Source organism: Streptococcus cristatus AS 1.3089 (genome assembly GCF_000385925.1).
Lineage (GTDB): Bacteria > Bacillota > Bacilli > Lactobacillales > Streptococcaceae > Streptococcus > Streptococcus cristatus_B.
This window is the reverse complement of the sequence record NC_021175.1, coordinates 1198274-1216284: the sequence shown is the minus strand read 5'-3', so window position 1 is coordinate 1216284 and position 18011 is coordinate 1198274. Positions and strand designations below refer to the sequence as shown.

The 18011-nt window shown below is 44.2% G+C and carries 11 protein-coding genes, 1 tRNA gene, 2 rRNA genes and 1 pseudogene; 14 read left to right on the top strand and 1 reads right to left on the bottom strand.

Annotated features, from left to right (window positions below; genetic code table 11):
- Positions 1–88 precede the first annotated feature (88 nt).
- Positions 89–724, bottom strand: a complete 636-nt coding sequence (locus tag I872_RS06075; RefSeq protein WP_015605259.1) for a YigZ family protein — start codon at positions 722–724, stop codon at positions 89–91.
- A 56-nt stretch (positions 725–780) separates the two neighbouring features.
- Here I872_RS06075 and I872_RS06070 point away from each other — a divergent pair, with 56 nt between their 5' ends.
- From I872_RS06070 to I872_RS06005, 14 genes and pseudogenes are all read left to right on the top strand, one after another.
- Positions 781–2082 (top strand): ATP-dependent helicase ComFA, encoded by a 1302-nt coding sequence (locus I872_RS06070; protein ID WP_041826810.1) that lies wholly within the window; start codon positions 781–783, stop codon positions 2080–2082.
- Positions 2079–2744 carry a ComF family protein gene (locus I872_RS06065; RefSeq protein ID WP_015605257.1) on the top strand — a complete coding sequence of 222 codons (666 nt, stop codon included), beginning with the start codon at positions 2079–2081 and terminating at the stop codon, positions 2742–2744. Before I872_RS06070 ends, I872_RS06065 begins: the two co-directional genes overlap by 4 nt.
- A gap of 81 nt (positions 2745–2825) precedes the next feature.
- Positions 2826–3368, top strand: a complete 543-nt coding sequence (hpf, locus tag I872_RS06060) for a ribosome hibernation-promoting factor, HPF/YfiA family (RefSeq protein WP_015605256.1) — start codon at positions 2826–2828, stop codon at positions 3366–3368.
- A 151-nt stretch (positions 3369–3519) separates the two neighbouring features.
- Positions 3520–6642: a pilus expression-regulating Snf2 family helicase gene (locus I872_RS06055; protein WP_015605255.1), complete on the top strand. Its 3123-nt coding sequence runs from the start codon at positions 3520–3522 to the stop codon at positions 6640–6642.
- A 32-nt stretch (positions 6643–6674) separates the two neighbouring features.
- Positions 6675–7347: pseudogene (locus tag I872_RS06050) on the top strand (cystathionine gamma-synthase).
- Between the two features lie 32 nt (positions 7348–7379).
- A complete protein-coding gene (murC, locus tag I872_RS06045; protein ID WP_015605253.1) occupies positions 7380–8714 on the top strand; it encodes a UDP-N-acetylmuramate--L-alanine ligase in 1335 nt (444 codons plus the stop codon).
- 11 nt (positions 8715–8725) lie between these two features.
- Positions 8726–9241, top strand: coding sequence for a GNAT family N-acetyltransferase (locus I872_RS06040; RefSeq protein ID WP_015605252.1), 516 nt, complete (start codon positions 8726–8728; stop codon positions 9239–9241).
- Positions 9238–9735 (top strand): GNAT family N-acetyltransferase, encoded by a 498-nt coding sequence (locus I872_RS06035; protein WP_015605251.1) that lies wholly within the window; start codon positions 9238–9240, stop codon positions 9733–9735. Before I872_RS06040 ends, I872_RS06035 begins: the two co-directional genes overlap by 4 nt.
- A gap of 63 nt (positions 9736–9798) precedes the next feature.
- Positions 9799–11601: an endolytic transglycosylase MltG gene (gene mltG, locus I872_RS06030; protein WP_172456444.1), complete on the top strand. Its 1803-nt coding sequence runs from the start codon at positions 9799–9801 to the stop codon at positions 11599–11601.
- Between the two features lie 63 nt (positions 11602–11664).
- Entirely contained in the window at positions 11665–12147 is a 483-nt protein-coding gene (gene greA, locus I872_RS06025) for a transcription elongation factor GreA (protein ID WP_015605249.1), read from the top strand.
- Between the two features lie 76 nt (positions 12148–12223).
- Entirely contained in the window at positions 12224–12853 is a 630-nt protein-coding gene (gene nth / locus I872_RS06020) for an endonuclease III (protein ID WP_015605248.1), read from the top strand.
- Positions 12854–13277: 424 nt separating this feature from the next.
- Positions 13278–14830 (top strand): 16S ribosomal RNA (locus I872_RS06015).
- Between the two features lie 52 nt (positions 14831–14882).
- Positions 14883–14955, top strand: a tRNA-Ala gene (locus I872_RS06010).
- Between the two features lie 128 nt (positions 14956–15083).
- Positions 15084–17981, top strand: a 23S ribosomal RNA gene (locus I872_RS06005).
- Together the 16S and 23S rRNA genes with 1 tRNA gene alongside form the textbook arrangement of a ribosomal RNA operon.
- The last annotated feature ends 30 nt before the right edge of the window (positions 17982–18011 follow it).

The following is an 18011-nucleotide window of genomic DNA, read 5'->3' as shown; positions in this document are numbered from 1 at the left end:
TAGTATAAGCTGAAAGTGGCACTTTGTAAAATATAAAAAAGCTATGACCACGATAAAAATTCTTTATCACCAAGCCTAGCTTTTTAAATTATTCAACTGTTAAGGGAATTTCAACCTCGCGCAAGCCCTGATCATCAATTTGGATTTTGCCATTGAAAAACTCGATTAATTTCTGCTCTAGTGGTTCTTTTTCTTGCTTGTCGATATAGATGGTTGTGGCAACTAGATCTGTGAATTCTGTGTCGAATTCGATCAAGTTTTCAGCTTTTAAAAAGTTATCAAAGTTTTGGTACTGGCTGTAAGACATTTTGAGGCGCAAGCCAGCTTGTTCCTTGATTTCGATCAAACCGATTTCTTTGATTGCCAAGGCGACGCTGCCTGCATAAGCCCGAATGAGTCCGCCAGCTCCTAGCTTGATCCCGCCAAAATAGCGCGTGACCACAAAGCAGACATTGGTCACCTGGTGATTTTCCATGACACCGAGCATAGGAACGCCCGCTGTACCGCTGGGCTCCCCGTCGTCACTGGTTCGTTTGATTTCACTTTTCTCTCCGACAATAAAAGCAGAGCAATTATGAGTGGCTTTATAGTGCTCTTTTTTGATGGCTGCAATAAAATCCCGAGCTTCCTCTTCTGAGTAAACGCGCTTGGCATGGCAAATGAAGCGGGATTTCTTAATTTCTTCTTGGGCTTGGCCGTCTTGGCTAATTGTTCTATATTCCATAGTTTTATTGTACACAAAAAATTGGATTTTTCCAAAAGTTTTACGAATAAAAAAGTATGTTAGAAAGAAAAGATTGTTTAGGTAGGATATTTACAAAGGATCAGCTAAGTCCTGAGCTGCGCTCGCAGGCCCAGCAGATGCCCAGTATGCGAGAGGAAAGGCGGAGATTGTTTTGCAGCCGCTGTGGCTCTCAAGTGGACAAGGAGAACTACCAACTACCTGTCAACGCCTATTATTGCAGGGAATGTCTGATATTGGGGCGAGTTCGGAGTGATCAAGAACTTTATTATTTTCCGCAGGAAGACTTTCCAGAAAATCAGGTACTCAAGTGGCAGGGGAAATTGACAGCCTTTCAAGAGAAAGTTTCTCAGGGACTGTTAGAGTCAGTCGTTCAAAAGCAGAATAGCTTGGTTCATGCGGTGACTGGGGCAGGCAAAACGGAGATGATTTATCAGGTGATTGCAGAGGTGGTTGATCGCGGAGGTGCCGTTTGCCTGGCCAGCCCGCGGATTGATGTCTGTTTGGAGCTTTATCGTCGCCTTAAGCTAGATTTTGCTTGCCCGATTTCGCTTTTGCATGGCGAATCCGAGCCCTATTTTCGCAGTCCCTTGGTCATCGCCACCACCCATCAGCTTCTTAAATTTTATCGAGCCTTTGATTTGCTGATTGTGGACGAGGTGGATGCCTTTCCTTATGTGGACAATCCCGTGCTCTACCATGCCGTAGATCAGTCGGTCAAGGAGGAGGGAACGACAATTTTCTTAACTGCCACTTCGACGGATGAGTTGGATAAAAAAGTCCAAAAAGGAGAATTAAAACGACTCAGCCTTCCTCGCCGCTTCCATGGCAATCCTTTGATTGTGCCCCAAAAAGTTTGGCTGGCAGATTTTCAAAAATATCTAGCGAAAAAGAAATTGCCACCTAAACTGAGAAAATATATCGAGAGACAGAGAAAAACAGGCTTTCCTTTGCTGATCTTTGCCTCAGAAATCAAGAGAGGTCAAGAATTTGCGCAAGTTTTAGAGGAGAATTTTCCAGCGGAAAGAGTCGGTTTTGTAGCTTCAACAACTGAAAATCGTTTAGAAATCGTTGAAGAGTTTCGCAAGCGAGAAATTACCATTTTGGTCACGACGACCATCTTAGAGCGTGGTGTGACCTTTCCCTGTGTAGATGTCTTTGTTCTGGAGGCCCACCATCGTCTCTTTAGCCGTAGCGCCTTGGTGCAAATTTCTGGACGGGTGGGACGTAGTATGGATAGACCGACGGGAGATTTATTCTTCTTTCACGACGGCACTACACGTTCAATCGAAAAAGCGATTCGTGAAATCAAACTGATGAACAAGGAGGCTGGCCTATGAGAAATTGCCTGTTATGCAGCCAAGCAGTCGAAGAAAATAGGACTTTTTCTTCCTTGATTTTATTGCAAAAAGAAAAATATACAATTTGTAACCATTGTCGGGCAGGATTTGAAGCTATTTCCTCTATCCATTGCCCACGCTGCTGGAAGGAGGGAGAGGCGGAAGTCTGTTCGGATTGTCAAACCTGGGAAGCGCAAGGCTATTTAGTTCAGCATCAGGCCTGTTTTCTTTATAATGACTTGATGAAGGACTACTTCAGCAAATACAAGTTTCAAGGGGATTATCTTCTAAGATTTGTTTTTGCGGAAGTTCTCAAAAAAAGTCTCGGAAACTTCAAAAAATATACTCTGGTTCCTATTCCAGTCAGTCTTGAAAAATACCAAAGTCGAGGTTTTAATCAGGTAGAAGGCTTCTTGCAAGCTACTGGTTTGCCTTATAAACATTTGCTTGAAAAGCAGGATGTGCTTGCTCAATCCAGTAAAAATCGCCAAGAACGTTTAAAAAGCCAGCAATGTTTTACATTGGCAAAAGATGTCCTCCTACCAGAAAAAATTCTACTGATAGACGATGTGTATACGACTGGAAAAACCTTGCAATTGGCTCGAGAATTATTGCTGGAAGCAGGTGTGAAAGAAGTTTTGACATTTTCACTCGCAAGATAAGAAAATATTTGCAAAAAAGGAATGAAAGCGTTATAATGATATTGTAAATAAAACATTTATGTTTAGAAAGAAGGTACTTATATGCTTAAATATAGTATCCGTGGTGAAAACCTAGAAGTAACTGATGCTCTCCGTGACTACGTAGTTTCTAAACTTGAGAAGATTGAGAAGTATTTCCAAGCGGAGCAAGAACTTGATGCACGGGTCAATTTGAAAGTGTACCGGGAGAAGACGGCGAAGGTCGAAGTAACCATTCCTCTTGGCTCAATTACCCTTCGGGCAGAAGATGTTTCACAAGACATGTACGGATCTATTGACTTAGTTGTCGATAAGATTGAACGTCAAATTCGTAAGAATAAGACAAAGATTGAAAAGAAAAATCGGAGCAAAGTTGCAACTAGCCAGTTGTTCACTGATGCTTTAGTAGAAGACGCTAATACAGCATCTTCAAAAGTAGTACGTTCTAAGCATATTGATTTGAAACCAATGGATCTAGATGAAGCTATTTTGCAAATGGATTTGTTGGGACATGACTTCTTCATCTACACAGATGTTGAAGATAATACAACGAATGTTATCTATCGTCGTGAAGATGGAGATATCGGTTTGTTAGAAGTAAAATAATGTAAAAGAGCTGTCCAATTTGGATGGCTTTTTGTTGTAAGGAAAGCTCTCGCTCATTCTACTTCAAAGAATGTTTACAAATAAAGAAATTCTATTTCGTTTTTATAGCTGTCCTATGGTATAATAAAGGGATAAATGTTAGGTGGTAAGTATGGCTAAATTAATTCCTGGTAAAATTCGAACGGAAGGAATTGCCCTCTGTGACAGCAAAAAAGTCGAAATTCTTGACGTCAAAGATTCCTTTTTATACACGCGCGTGGATCAGTACAATCTACGTTATAGTCTAGATGATGAGGCGGTTTTCTGTTCCTGTGATTTTTTTCAAAAGAAGAAGTACTGTGCCCATCTGGCTGCTTTGGAATATTTTTTAAAAAATGATCCGGCGGGTAAAGATCTACTGGCGAAGATGACAGAAAAGGAGTCTTCCAGTCAGGAAGCCCAGAAGTTGGTTTCTTTTGGCAGCCTTTTTTTGGATAAGATTTTGCTAGATAAATCCAGTCAACAAATCCGCTATGAGCTATTGGCGACCGGCCAAGAAGATACTTACACAGGACAATTCTTATGGAGTCTGCGGATCCGTCGACTGCCAGATGAGCGTTCTTATGTGGTGCGTGATATTTTGTCCTTTTTGAGAACCTTGGGCAAGGGTGGGCATTATCAAATCGGTAAGAACTACTATGAGCCTATCCGAATGGAGAATTTTGATGAAGCTAGTCAAGACCTACTAGAATTTTTACGAGGCTTGGTGACGGATTATAAGGGGCAGGACTCTTCGTTGGTCTTTCCCAATGCTGGGCGGCACGTTTATTTTCCAGCCAGTCTTTTTGAAGAAGGTGTGACTCGCTTGATGAATCTCACTTCATTTCATTTAGAATATAGCTTCTATGATTATGCTGAGGTATTTTTCCAAGACTTGCATGAAGAGGCGGAGATTTATCAATTTGAGGTGCAAGAGCGGGAAAACTATTTTGAACTGCTGATATCAGAAAAGAATTATAAGCTGCTCTATGGAGGTCAATTTATCTTTCATAATCAGACCTTCTATCAACTGACGGCTCAGCAGACCAAATTAATCAAGGCTTTACAAGAATTGCCGATAGAGCAGGAGCGCGTTAAGCGCCTGCAGTTTGATGTATCTGAGCAGTCCAAACTGGCAGTGAGTTTGGTCGAGTTTAAAAAGGTTGGCCGTGTGACAGCACCTGAGCGCCTGCTCATTCATGACTTTACCGTGGATTTCAATTTTAATTTGGGAGTGGACAAGCAAGTATTACTGGATCTTGTCTTTGATTATGGCAGTCAGACCGTAAGCAGTCGCAAGGAGTTAAGAAAGCTGCCTTTTGCCAGCAATTTTGAGCGAGAACAGCAAGTTTTTAAATCAATGCTGGAGGCAGGTTTTACAGATGAGTTTACCAGCCAGCGTCCCCCTTTGCGACCCGAAGAAATTTATCGTTTCTTCTCCGTCTTGATTCCACGCTTTAGAGCATTGGGCAATGTCTACTTGTCAGATGAGCTACTGGGCCTATCTCAAACAGAACCTCCGAAGGTTTCCATCAGTATGAATGGTGGGCTCTTAGATATTGGCTTTGATTTTACTGGTATTGATCAGTCTGAAGTCGATGATGTTCTAAATTCGCTGATGAGTCAAAAGGATTACTTTATCAGCAAGACAGGGCAGGTTCTGATTTTTGATGAGAATAGTAAGCGAATCAGCCAGACTTTGCAACAATTGCGAAGCAAACATTCTAAAAATGGGGTCATCCAAACGCATAGTCTGGCCGCCTATCAACTCTCTGAATTGTTCAAAGATCAGGAAAGAGTTGACTTGTCGCAGGATTTTCGCCAGCTGGCTTATGATTTGACCCATCCTGAGGATTTTCCTCTGCCTAAGCTGAAGGTTCAGGCAGAGCTTCGAGATTATCAAGAAACGGGTGTAAAATGGCTATCCATGCTGAATAAATATGGATTTGGTGGTATTCTATCCGATGACATGGGCTTGGGAAAGACCCTTCAGACCATTTCTTTCTTGACTGCTCATTTGACCAAGTCTAAGAAAGTCTTGATTTTGGCGCCATCCAGCCTGATTTACAACTGGAGTGATGAGTTTGCCAAATTTGCTCCAGACCTAGATGTAGCTGTTGTGTATGGACTGAAAAATGTCCGAGATGCTGTGATTGCAGAAAATCATCAGATTACGATTACTAGCTATGCTTCTTTCAGACAAGATGTTGAAGAGTATCAGGGACTTCATTTTGATTATTTGATATTGGACGAAGCACAGGTCATGAAAAATGATCAGAGCAAGATTGCTCAATATCTAAGAGCTTTTGAGGTGGACCGTACCTATGCTTTATCTGGTACGCCAATTGAAAATCATCTTGGCGAACTCTGGTCTATCTTCCAGATTGTCCTTCCAGGCTTATTACCGAGCAAGAAAGCTTTTTTGAAGATGTCGGCAGAAACGGTTGCCCGCTATATCAAACCCTTTGTTATGAGGCGCAAGAAAGAAGAAGTCTTGCAGGAGCTTCCTGATTTGATTGAGGTTTCTTACCGTAATGAACTCGCAGACAGCCAGAAAACGATTTATCTAGCTCTGCTCAAGCAAATGCAGGAGCGAATCCTTCATGCAACGGAGGAAGAAATCAATCGTAGCAAAATTGAAATCTTGTCTGGTCTTATGCGACTCCGTCAAATTTGTGACACTCCCAAGTTATTCATGGAGGATTACAATGGAGAAAGTGGCAAGCTGGAAAGTTTGAGTGAGCTGTTGGAGCAGATTCAAGGCGGCAATCATCGTGTTCTGATATTTTCACAATTCCGTGGTATGCTGGATATTATAGAGGAAGAGCTGGGTCGGATGGGGCTGGAATCCTTCAAAATCACAGGCTCAACTCCGGCAAAAGACCGACAGGAGATGACAAAAGCCTTCAACCAAGGAGAAAGATCAGCCTTTCTGATTTCCCTCAAGGCCGGCGGTGTCGGTCTCAATCTAACTGGTGCAGATACTGTTATTTTGGTGGATCTTTGGTGGAATCCTGCGGTAGAAGCCCAAGCTATTGGTCGGGCTCATCGTATCGGTCAGGAGCGGAATGTCGAAGTTTATCGCATGATTACGCGAGGAACCATTGAAGAAAAAATCCAAGAATTGCAGGAGACTAAACGAAATCTGGTTTCAACGATTCTGGACGGGGCAGAGTCTCGCTCCAGTCTTTCGCTGGAAGAAATTCGAGAAATTCTTGGAATTTCATCTGAATCGCTTGAAAAAAAGTTTGAATAGTTTATAATAATGAAGAGTTGAAAGGATATGCTATGACAAATACCAAATTTCCTATAATCGCTGATGACGAAATTATGTTGACAGAAATGCCGCACATGAATTTGTACGATGAGTTGGATCTGATTAGCAATATTAAAGGTGACTACCAAGACCGTAATTATTTAGAATGGATGCCGATTGTCGAGCCAGAAAAGCCTGCTCGTGTGGCTCCTGCCAAAACTGTAAGTGAGGCTAGGAAGAAGCAAGTCCCAGTTACGGACTTTAAAAAGCCGATCGACAAAAATGATCCAGCTATCCGCTATGCTGAGCAGGCGCGAGAGGAAGCTCGAGCTGATCTGAAGAAAAAACGTTCAGCTGCTTATTTGACGAGCAAGCTCCCAAATAAAGTTCGTAGTCGGAAGGTAGCACCTCCTCTTGAGGGGAATCCAGTTAAGCCGACAGCACCTTTCCAAAAGGAAAATTCAGGTGAGCTAACAAAGTTCAGTAACAAGCTCAAGCAAGATAGCTACATACTAGCGGATATTCAGCCTCAAGCTATTGTAGAGGCGCCAGCTAATCAAGAAAAAAAAGAAAAAGAATAACTACGATTTTCTCAAAACCAGCCAAGTCTATAACAAAGGCAATAAGCGAGAAAAACACAATAAGCATAAAAAAGCGCAGGAATTAGACATTACCAAGTTTGGTTCAGATGTTCCAGGGCAATAAGGCTTCAGTTCTTAAAGATTTAAGGAGTAATCATGACAAAAACCTATCATTTTATCGGGATTAAAGGCTCAGGTATGAGTGCTTTGGCTTTGATGTTGCACCAAATGGGTCATAAGGTTCAGGGCAGCGACGTTGATAAATATTATTTCACCCAGCGCGGTCTGGAGCAGGCTGGCATTTCTATCCTGCCTTTTGATGAAAAAAATATCCAGTCAGATTTTGAAATCATTGCTGGTAATGCCTTCCGCCCAGATAACAATGTAGAAATTGCCTATGCAGATGCCAACGGTATCAGTTACAAACGCTACCATGAATTTTTAGGTAGTTTTATGCGTGATTTTGTCAGCTTAGGTGTGGCTGGTGCCCACGGGAAAACTTCTACAACGGGCATTCTTTCTCACGTTCTGTCCAACATCACGGACACTAGCTATCTGATTGGAGATGGTACTGGACGCGGTTCTGCCAATGCCAAGTATTTTGTCTTTGAATCAGACGAGTACGAGCGCCATTTCATGCCTTATCATCCGGAATATTCAATTATCACCAATATTGACTTTGACCATCCAGATTATTTCACCAGCTTAGAAGATGTTTTTAATGCTTTCAATGATTATGCTAAGCAGATTACCCAAGGCCTCTTCGTTTATGGAGAAGATGAGCAACTGCGACGCATTACTGCAAGTGCACCGATTTACTACTATGGTTTCAAGGAAGAGGGCAATGATTTTGTCGCTCATGATCTCTTGCGCTCTACCAGTGGTTCAGGCTTTAAAGTTTCCTTCCGCGGGCAAGAGCTGGGTGAGTTCCAGATTCCAAGTTTTGGCCGCCACAACATTATGAATGCGACAGCGGTCATCGGCCTCCTCTACATTGCAGGTATTGATTTGAATCTAGTAAGAGATCATCTCAAGACTTTTGGTGGGGTTAAGCGCCGCTTTACTGAAAAGATTGTCAACGACACAGTCATTATTGATGACTTTGCTCACCATCCGACGGAAATTATTGCGACTTTGGATGCAGCTCGTCAGAAGTATCCTAGCAAGGAAATCGTGGCTATCTTCCAGCCGCACACCTTCACTCGGACCATTGCTCTCTTGGATGAATTTGCAGATGCCCTCAATCAAGCCGACTCAGTATACCTAGCTCAGATTTACGGATCTGCGCGTGAGGTGGATAAGGGCGATGTCAAGGTCGAAGATTTGGCTGAAAAGATTGTGAAGCGGGCCAAGGTCATTGACGTGGACAATGTTTCTCCACTTCTTGACCACGATAACGCAGTTTACGTCTTTATGGGAGCTGGAGATATCCAGACCTATGAATATTCCTTTGAACGTCTCTTGTCCAATCTGACCAGTAACGTTCAGTAGGAGGAGACTTGATGGAAGCACCAATTCGAATCAGGCAGGCCGACTTGAGCGATTGGGAGGCAATTCTTGAAATCGAGCAGCTGAATTTTCCAGCAGTAGAAGCAGCTAGCGCAGAAATCATAAAAAATCGGATTGAGCTGCTTCCAGATACTTTTCTGCTAGCAGAGCTACATGGTCAGCTGGCCGGTTATATTGTCGGCTTAGCTGTTCAGAGTCCTTATCTGACAGACGATTTCTTTAGTAAGGTCAGTGCCAATCCTCCAGCAGGAGGTTTCATTGCTATACAAAGGCTGTCCGTTCATCCTGATTTTCAGAGGCAAGGAGTCGGAACCTTGTTGATTGCAACTCTCAAGGAAACAGCTGTTCAGCAAAACCGGCAAGGCATTAGTCTACTTTGTCCTGATGAGCTGATACCTTATTATGAGATGAATGACTTTGCTCATGAAGGAATTGCAGACTCGAGTTACGGTAGTGCTGCTTGCTCTCATATGATGTGGGAAAATCCCGATTTTAAGGAGAAAGAATGATTATCCGTCAAGCTCAAATGGCTGACTTAGATGCCATTTATGCCATCGAATTGGAAAATTTTAGTCCAGAAGAGGCTATTAGTCGTGAAATATTGGCCAAACACATTGAAACCATTTCCTCAACTTTTTTGGTTGCAGAAAAAAATGGCAAGATTCTAGGTTATCTGGAAGGGCCTGTCCGACCAGAACGGCATTTGCACGATGTTTCTTTCACACTGGAAATTGAAGACTACCATTCTACGGACGGTGGCTTTATCTCCCTGACTAGTCTGTCTATTTCTAAAGAAGCGCAGGGCTTAGGTGTAGGAAAAGCCTTGTTGGAAGCTATGAAGGAAATTGCGATTGCAGATGAACGTCACGGTATCAATCTTACTTGTCATGATTATTTGATAGCCTACTATGAGCAACATGGCTTTGTTAACGAAGGCCGTTCAGCCTCAACGTATGCAAATGAAGTATGGTTTGATATGGTTTGGGAAAATTCCCAGATTTAATTTCATAAATAATATAGCTTTAAAAGTCAGATATGATTGCATTTATCTGACTTTTAAGATATAATGTTAAGGATTATGAAGAAGGAGGTCAAGTTTTTGACTGAAAATTCACAGGATAAGGAAAAGGCACTGAGTTTTAAAGATAAAATTTTGAGCGAGTTGGCTGCGGCCAATGGAACCCAAAATCACTCAGCTCAGCAAGAAGCCCAGCCTCTCTTAGACAAGGAAATGGAATTGGCAGAGAGCTTGGAGTCTCTCGTTTCAGCTGTTGAAAAATCTCATGAAGTTCTGGAGAAAGAAACTTCAGTAGAGGAAGAGTCCGTTAAGCTTCAAGTAGAAGAAGCGACGGAACAAGAGAAGTTGGAAGTTGATAATCAGGCTGATGTTCTAGAAAATATCGTTCGCAATTCTACAATCTCAGAAACCCCATCAAGCGTTGAGAGACTGGCGCAAACTGAACTTGCTAAATCAGCGAGTGCAGAGTCTGAAGAAGTCCAATCTTCTGCAGTCCAGTCTAGAACTTATCAAACTGAATCAGTAGCAGCTACAAGTGAGACAAAAGACTTGGGGTTGCCAGAATCAAGCACTACAGATAAACAGCAAATCGAAAAAGACTTTTCTGCTGTTGAACAGACTTTAAGTCGTAGAGATGTCGGTCATGGAAAGAAGCGCTCACGGGCAGCTCGTACCAATGGCAGTGCAAAGAAAAAGCGTAAAAATGGCTTAGCAAATCGAATCGTCATGACAGTCTTGGTAATTGTCTTGTTGGGCTTAGGTGTTACTGGTTTGGTAGGGTATAACTATGTTAACTCTGCGCTTAAGCCAATGGATGCTAGTTCGACAGAGTATGTGACAGTGGAGATTCCTGCTGGTTCCAGCACTAAGCAAATCGGAGAAATTCTGGAAAAGAAAGGTCTGATTAAGAACGCTCAAGTTTTCAACCTCTATTCAAAATTTAGAAGCTATGGTAATTACCAATCTGGTTATTACAATCTCCAAAAGAGCATGGACTTAGACACGATTGCTAAGCAGCTACAAGAAGGTGGAACAGACACACCACAGCCACCAGTTCTTGGTAAGATAACGATTCCTGAAGGATATACGCTAGAGCAAATCGCAGAGACAGTCACTGTCAATGCGGCTGCAACTGCCAACAAGAATACTAAAACACCATTCAGCAAGGAAGAGTTTCTGAATAAAGCACAAGATGAAGACTTTATTGCAAAAATGGTTGCAAAATATCCACAGCTTTTAGCAACGTTGCCAAGTAAGGATAGTGGTGTTAAATATCGCCTCGAAGGTTATCTTTTCCCAGCTACTTACGAATATGGGAAAGAAACCACGGTTGAGGAACTGATTGACCAAATGTTGGCTGCTATGAATACAAATCTATCTCAGTATTATTCAACACTTGAGTCTAAGAATCTGACAGTCAATGATGTTTTGACACTTGCCTCTTTAGTCGAAAAAGAGGGATCAACTGATCAGGATCGCAAAGATATTGCTAGTGTCTTCTATAACCGTTTGAACCAAAATATGCCGCTTCAGAGCAATATTGCCCTTCTTTATGCGCAAGGAAAACTTGGTCAAAAGACGACTCTCAAAGAAGATGCAGAAATTGATACAAATCTTGATTCACCTTATAACGTTTACAAAAAGCAAGGTTTGATGCCTGGTCCAGTAGATAGTCCAAGCTTGTCTGCTATCGAAGCTACCATTAATCCAAGCAAGACAGAATACTTGTATTTTGTGGCAAATGTGGAAACAGGGGCTGTATATTTTGCAAATACCTACGAAGAACATGCTAAGAATGTGGAAGAACATGTCAATAGCAAATTAAACCAATCAGGTGAAAGTTCTAACTAAATTATGTGGTTTTCCACATAATTTTGTTTTATCAAAAATAGAAAGAGAAGAGAAAATAAAATAATGGCTGAAAAAACCTACCCTATGACCCTTGTAGAAAAGGAAAAATTAGAACAAGAATTAGAAGAATTGAAATTGGTAAGACGTCCAGAAGTAGTGGAACGCATTAAAATTGCTCGCTCTTACGGAGACCTGTCAGAAAACAGTGAATATGAAGCAGCAAAGGACGAGCAGGCTTTTGTTGAAGGCCAAATTTCAAGCCTAGAGACGAAAATCCGCTATGCTGTAATTGTTGACAGTGATTCGGTTGCTAAAGATGAAGTCGCCATCGGTAAAACTGTTACTATTCAAGAAGTCGGTGAGACTGAAGAAGAAGTTTATATCATCGTTGGTTCAGCTGGCGCTGATGCCTTTGCTGGAAAAGTTTCAAATGAAAGTCCAATTGGTCAAGCATTGATTGGTAAGAAAACAGGTGATACTGCAACGGTTGAAACACCAGTTGGTAGCTATGATGTCAAAATCCTAAAGGTTGAAAAGACAGTCTAAGAAAGGTCGAGCATGCTCGGCTTTTTCTTTATCAACTTATGCTATAATACTAGGACAAGCAAAGGAGATTGTATACATGGTTTTATCAAAAAAGCGAGCACGTCATGTCATTGAGGAAATTATTGCCCTATTTCCTGACGCTAAACCGAGTCTAGATTTTAGAAATCACTTTGAGCTCCTCGTGGCAGTCATGTTATCGGCTCAGACGACAGATGCTGCAGTCAATAAGGCTACTCCAAGCCTATTTTCAGCGTATCCAACTCCAGAAGCTATGGCAGCAGCATCCGAGGCAGATATCGCCAAGCACATTTCTCGCTTGGGACTTTATCGAAATAAAGCTAAGTTTCTGAAAAAATGTGCACAGCAACTCTTAGAGCAATTTGAGGGACAAGTGCCACAGACTCGTACGGAACTAGAAAGTCTGGCAGGTGTGGGGCGCAAAACAGCTAATGTGGTTATGAGTGTAGGTTTTGGCATTCCAGCATTTGCAGTTGATACCCATGTCGAACGCATTTGCAAACATCACAATATTGTCAAGAAGTCAGCTACCCCTTTAGAAGTTGAAAAACGTGTCATGGACGTCCTTCCGCCTGAACGTTGGCTAGCTGCCCATCAGGCTATGATCTATTTCGGTCGAGCTATTTGTCATCCAAAAAATCCAGAGTGTGATCACTATCCTCAGCTGTACAATTTCGATCATATTTAAAATAAAATTCTTAGGTATTACCGCTTGATAGGCGACGAACGTTTCAAGGGCCCGGGAAAAAGGTACTGTTGCTCGAATTGAGGGACTACTTATCAGATTTTTCTGGGACGCTTTTATAGAGGTTAAAGACAAAAGGGAGAGGCGAGTATAGGTAACCTTTCCTTTTTTGAATGTTGATTTATCAATGATTTTGTGGGTGTTAGGGAATAAAATTGCAAAAAAAGTAAAAAAAGTTTCAAAAAAGTGTTGACAAGATATTGGATAGGTGATATACTGATATAGTTGTCGCTTGAGAGGGCGACAAAGACCTTTGAAAACTGAACAAGACGAACCAATGTGCAGGGCACTACAACTTTAGTTGTAGTACTGAACAATGAAAAAACAATAAATCTGTCAGTGACAGAAATGAGTGAGAACTCAAACTTTTAATGAGAGTTTGATCCTGGCTCAGGACGAACGCTGGCGGCGTGCCTAATACATGCAAGTAGAACGCTGAAGGAAGGAGCTTGCTCTTTCCGGAAGAGTTGCGAACGGGTGAGTAACGCGTAGGTAACCTACCTTTTAGCGGGGGATAACTATTGGAAACGATAGCTAATACCGCATAAGACATTTTACTGCATGGTAAGATGTTAAAAGATGCAAATGCATCACTAAGAGATGGACCTGCGTTGTATTAGCTAGTAGGTGAGGTAACGGCTCACCTAGGCGACGATACATAGCCGACCTGAGAGGGTGATCGGCCACACTGGGACTGAGACACGGCCCAGACTCCTACGGGAGGCAGCAGTAGGGAATCTTCGGCAATGGACGGAAGTCTGACCGAGCAACGCCGCGTGAGTGAAGAAGGTTTTCGGATCGTAAAGCTCTGTTGTAAGAGAAGAACGAGTGTGAGAGTGGAAAGTTCACACTGTGACGGTAACTTACCAGAAAGGGACGGCTAACTACGTGCCAGCAGCCGCGGTAATACGTAGGTCCCGAGCGTTGTCCGGATTTATTGGGCGTAAAGCGAGCGCAGGCGGTTAGATAAGTCTGAAGTTAAAGGCTGTGGCTTAACCATAGTACGCTTTGGAAACTGTTTAACTTGAGTGCAGGAAGGGGAGAGTGGAATTCCATGTGTAGCGGTGAAATGCGTAGATATATGGAGGAACACCGGTGGCGAAAGCGGCTCTCTGGTCTGTAACTGACGCTGAGGCTCGAAAGCGTGGGGAGCAAACAGGATTAGATACCCTGGTAGTCCACGCCGTAAACGATGAGTGCTAGGTGTTGGGTCCTTTCCGGGACTCAGTGCCGTAGCTAACGCATTAAGCACTCCGCCTGGGGAGTACGACCGCAAGGTTGAAACTCAAAGGAATTGACGGGGGCCCGCACAAGCGGTGGAGCATGTGGTTTAATTCGAAGCAACGCGAAGAACCTTACCAGGTCTTGACATCCCGGTGCCCGTCCTAGAGATAGGATTTTGCTTCGGCACACCGGTGACAGGTGGTGCATGGTTGTCGTCAGCTCGTGTCGTGAGATGTTGGGTTAAGTCCCGCAACGAGCGCAACCCTTATTGTTAGTTGCCATCATTCAGTTGGGCACTCTAGCGAGACTGCCGGTAATAAACCGGAGGAAGGTGGGGATGACGTCAAATCATCATGCCCCTTATGACCTGGGCTACACACGTGCTACAATGGCTGGTACAACGAGTCGCAAGTCGGTGACGGCAAGCTAATCTCTTAAAAGCCAGTCTCTTAGTTCGGATTGTAGGCTGCAACTCGCCTACATGAAGTCGGAATCGCTAGTAATCGCGGATCAGCACGCCGCGGTGAATACGTTCCCGGGCCTTGTACACACCGCCCGTCACACCACGAGAGTTTGTAACACCCGAAGTCGGTGAGGTAACCTTTTAGGAGCCAGCCGCCTAAGGTGGGATAGATGATTGGGGTGAAGTCGTAACAAGGTAGCCGTATCGGAAGGTGCGGCTGGATCACCTCCTTTCTAAGGAAAATGGAAGCCATTGGTCGTCATGTTTAGTTTTGAGAGGTCTTGTGGGGCCTTAGCTCAGCTGGGAGAGCGCCTGCTTTGCACGCAGGAGGTCAGCGGTTCGATCCCGCTAGGCTCCATTAGGATAGTGATGACTATTCTAAACTTGTCCATTGAAAATTGAATAACTATATCAAATAGTAACAAGAAAATAAACCGAAAACGCTGTGAATATTAATGAGTTTAAGACTGAAAGGTCTAAAAATAAGGTTAAGTTAGTAAGGGCGCACGGTGGATGCCTTGGCACTAGGAGCCGAAGAAGGACGTGACAAACGACGAAATGCCTCGGGGAGCTGTAAGTAAGCGCAGATCCGGGGATGTCCGAATGGGGGAACCCAGCAGGTACTACCTGTTACCCATCTCTGTTAAGGAGATGAGGAGGAAGACGCAGTGAACTGAAACATCTAAGTAGCTGCAGGAAGAGAAAGCAAAAGCGATTGCCTTAGTAGCGGCGAGCGAAACGGCAGGAGGGCAAACCGAAGAGTTTACTCTTCGGGGTTGTAGGACTGCAAAGTGGACTCAGATTTTATAGAAGAATGACATGGGAAGGTCAGCCAAAGAGAGTAAGAGCCTCGTATTTTAAATAGAATCTGTACCTAGCAGAATCCTGAGTACGGCGGGACACGCGAAATCCCGTCGGAATCTGGGAGGACCATCTCCCAACCCTAAATACTCCCTAGTGACCGATAGTGAACCAGTACCGTGAGGGAAAGGTGAAAAGTACCCCGGAAGGGGAGTGAAATAGAACCTGAAACCGTGTGCCTACAACAAGTTCGAGCCCGTTAATGGGTGAGAGCGTGCCTTTTGTAGAATGAACCGGCGAGTTACGTTATGATGCGAGGTTAAGTTGAAGAGACGGAGCCGTAGGGAAACCGAGTCTGAATAGGGCGGTTTAGTATCATGATGTAGACCCGAAACCATGTGACCTACCCATGAGCAGGTTGAAGGTGCGGTAAAACGCACTGGAGGACCGAACCAGGGCACGTTGAAAAGTGCTTGGATGACTTGTGGGTAGCGGAGAAATTCCAAACGAACTTGGAGATAGCTGGTTCTCTCCGAAATAGCTTTAGGGCTAGCGTCGACATGAAGATTCTTGGAGGTAGAGCACTGTTTGGGTGAGGGGTCCATCCCGGATTACCAATCTCAGATAAACTCCGAATGCCAATGAATTATGGTCGGCAGTCAGACTGCGAGTGCTAAGATCCGTAGTCGAAAGGGAAACAGCCCAGACCACCAGCTAAGGTCCCAAAATAATTGTTAAGTGGAAAAGGATGTGGGGTTGCACAGACAACTAGGATGTTAGCTTAGAAGCAGCTATTCATTCAAAGAGTGCGTAATAGCTCACTAGTCGAGTGACCCTGCGCCGAAAATGTACCGGGGCTAAAACAATTTACCGAAGCTGTGGATACCTTTATAGGTATGGTAGGAGAGCGTTCTATGTGTGGTGAAGGTGTACCGTGAGGAGCGCTGGAACGCATAGAAGTGAGAATGCCGGTATGAGTAGCGAAAGATGGGTGAGAATCCCATCCACCGTAAGACTAAGGTTTCCAGGGGAAGGCTCGTCCGCCCTGGGTTAGTCGGGACCTAAGGAGAGACCGAAAGGTGTATCCGATGGACAACAGGTTGATATTCCTGTACTAGAGTATGAAGTGATGGAGGGACGCAGTAGGCTAACTCGTGCGTACGAATGGATGTACGTCTAAGCAGTGAGGCGTGGTATGAGTCAAATGCTTATACCTGTAACGTTGAGCTGTGATGGGGAGCGAAGATTAGTAGCGAGTGAGTGATGTCACACTGCCAAGAAAAGCTTCTAGCGTTGTATCATACTCTACCCGTACCGCAAACCGACACAGGTAGTCGAGGCGAGTAGCCTCAGGTGAGCGAGAGAACTCTCGTTAAGGAACTCGGCAAAATGACCCCGTAACTTCGGGAGAAGGGGTGCTGACTTTGGTCAGCCGCAGTGAATAGGCCCAAGCAACTGTTTATCAAAAACACAGCTCTCTGCTAAATCGTAAGATGATGTATAGGGGGTGACGCCTGCCCGGTGCTGGAAGGTTAAGAGGAGTGCTTAGGAGTAATCCGAAGGTATGAATTGAAGCCCCAGTAAACGGCGGCCGTAACTATAACGGTCCTAAGGTAGCGAAATTCCTTGTCGGGTAAGTTCCGACCCGCACGAAAGGCGTAATGATTTGGGCACTGTCTCAACGAGAGACTCGGTGAAATTTTAGTACCTGTGAAGATGCAGGTTACCCGCGACAGGACGGAAAGACCCCATGGAGCTTTACTGCAGTTTGATATTGAGTGTCTGTGCCACATGTACAGGATAGGTAGGAGCCTACGAGATCGGGACGCCAGTTTCGATGGAGGCGTTGTTGGGATACTACCCTTGTGTTATGGCCACTCTAACCCGGATAGGTGATCCCTATCGGAGACAGTGTCTGACGGGCAGTTTGACTGGGGCGGTCGCCTCCTAAAAGGTAACGGAGGCGCCCAAAGGTTCCCTCAGACTGGTTGGAAATCAGTCGCAGAGTGTAAAGGTATAAGGGAGCTTGACTGCGAGAGCTACAACTCGAGCAGGGACGAAAGTCGGGCTTAGTGATCCGGTGGTTCCGCATGGAAGGGCCATCGCTCAACGGATAAAAGCTACCCTGGGGATAACAGGCTTATCTCCCCCAAGAGTTCACATCGACGGGGAGGTTTGGCACCTCGATGTCGGCTCGTCGCATCCTGGGGCTGTAGTCGGTCCCAAGGGTTGGGCTGTTCGCCCATTAAAGCGGCACGCGAGCTGGGTTCAGAACGTCGTGAGACAGTTCGGTCCCTATCCGTCGCGGGCGTAGGAAATTTGAGAGGATCTGCTCCTAGTACGAGAGGACCAGAGTGGACTTACCGCTGGTGTACCAGTTGTCTCGCCAGAGGCATCGCTGGGTAGCTATGTAGGGAAGGGATAAACGCTGAAAGCATCTAAGTGTGAAACCCACCTCAAGATGAGATTTCCCATAACGCAAGTTAGTAAGAGCCCTGAGAGAAGATCAGGTAGATAGGTTAGGAGTGGAAGTGTGGTGACACATGTAGCGGACTAATACTAATAGCTCGAGGACTTATCCAATTTTCATTGAGCGCAGCGTTCGATAAGACT